The organism is Paractinoplanes ferrugineus (genome assembly GCF_016862195.1).
Taxonomy (GTDB): Bacteria; Actinomycetota; Actinomycetes; order Mycobacteriales; family Micromonosporaceae; genus Actinoplanes; species Actinoplanes ferrugineus.
Genome location: NZ_BOMM01000116.1, coordinates 1 through 1,354 on the forward strand (window position 1 = coordinate 1; position 1,354 = coordinate 1,354).

The 1,354-nt window shown below is 64.5% G+C and carries 1 protein-coding gene; it reads left to right on the plus strand.

Annotation, left to right across the window (positions count from 1 at the left end; genetic code table 11):
• Window positions 1–118: 118 nt before the first annotated feature.
• A complete protein-coding gene (locus tag Afe05nite_RS43480; RefSeq protein ID WP_203823220.1) occupies window positions 119–1,192 on the plus strand; it encodes a helix-turn-helix domain-containing protein in 1,074 nt (357 codons plus the stop codon).
• Window positions 1,193–1,354: the final 162 nt, after the last annotated feature.

Sequence of the window (1,354 nt, forward strand, 5' to 3'; positions counted from 1 at the left end):
GACCCCGGCGCGACGACCTCGAAAGGCCACTTCCTCGTGACGTCATCGTACGACGCATCCGCGCTGCCGTGCACTCGTGCGCAGTGCCGGATCGGCGGTGGCCGTGAGTGTTGAGCTGATGGTCGAGGTCATCAAACACGCACCGGCGGACTTGAATCCCACCGAGCGCCTGACGCTGGTGGTGATCGCCGAGAGCTGCCGGACCGAAACCCGCATGACCTACTACCGCGACGGCTGGGATGCCGAAGAACTCGCTCGCCGAGTCGGCGTTACTCCGGAGTCGCTGACCAAGGTTTTCCGTTCGCTCGCCAAGAAGGGGTTGGAGGTTCGCGTGCCGCATGCGGTGAAGGACGGCAAGCCAGTGTTTGCGTTCAAGGGCAAGCAGACGACCTTCAAGCTGCCTCGCCTCACCCCGCAAAGGGTGGACGAGAGTCCAGGCTTTACCGAGGTGGCTAGTCACAAAGCCTGGACGAGCGTCCGCCAAAGCCTGGACGAGGGTCCAGGCAATGAGGCTCAAAGCCTGGACGAGAGTCCACCCCTTCTCCTCAAAGTTCTTCCCTCAAAAAACACCTCATCTCTCTCTCCGCGCGAAGACGATCCGCCGACGGCTGCGATCGTCCCGGCGCCCCGAACCGAGAGAGAGATCGAGGTTGCTTCGCAGAAACCAGAAGCTCAAGAACACACCCCGATCCACCGCCTACTCCTCGATGCGGGTTGCCCTTCAGAAGATCTCACCGACGTAGAAGCAGAGATGATTGTCAGGCATCAGCCTCGCTCACCCGCCTGGTGGCGAACGGTCACTAAAGCCGGAGACCTTCCCGGACTTGTCGCCGAGGTTCTGGAAGCACTTCACCCGGAGCCGATCTTCTCTCCAGAGCACCTCGCCGACGCCCACGCTTTCGAGTCGAAGAACGACGGCTCCCCCGATTGCAAGCACTGCACGTTCCCTGCGGCGAACGGCCGGCACAAGGCGGTCGGCTACACGGCCCGCAAGGGCGCTGTGCCGAACAACAACGGACGTCGGTCGACCAGCTCCCAACGCGCTGCCGACATCCTTGCCATCGGCAGGCAGCTCCAGCAGGAGAGCGAGTACGGCCAGTACGCGCCGGGCCAGGTCCGCTCCCCCGCCGACCAGCGGCTCGCCGACGCGGCACCGCTCTATGACCACTACCGAGCCCTTGAGGGGAAATGATGACCACCGTCGCGATCACCACGCAGACCGTCGCCCTCACCTGGCAGGCGCACGACGGCAACCAGCTCGTCACCCGCGCAATCCCGGTCGAGCCGGACGGCGCCACCGGCCGTGCAGCCCGCTTCGGTGAGATCCCCGGCATCCGCAACCCGCGCATCGACA

Bases quoted from the DNA above. Each gene is read 5' to 3' on its own strand.
- Afe05nite_RS43480 (WP_203823220.1), top strand. From the start codon at position 119: ATGGTCGAGGTCATCAAACACGCACCGGCGGACTTGAATCCCACCGAG.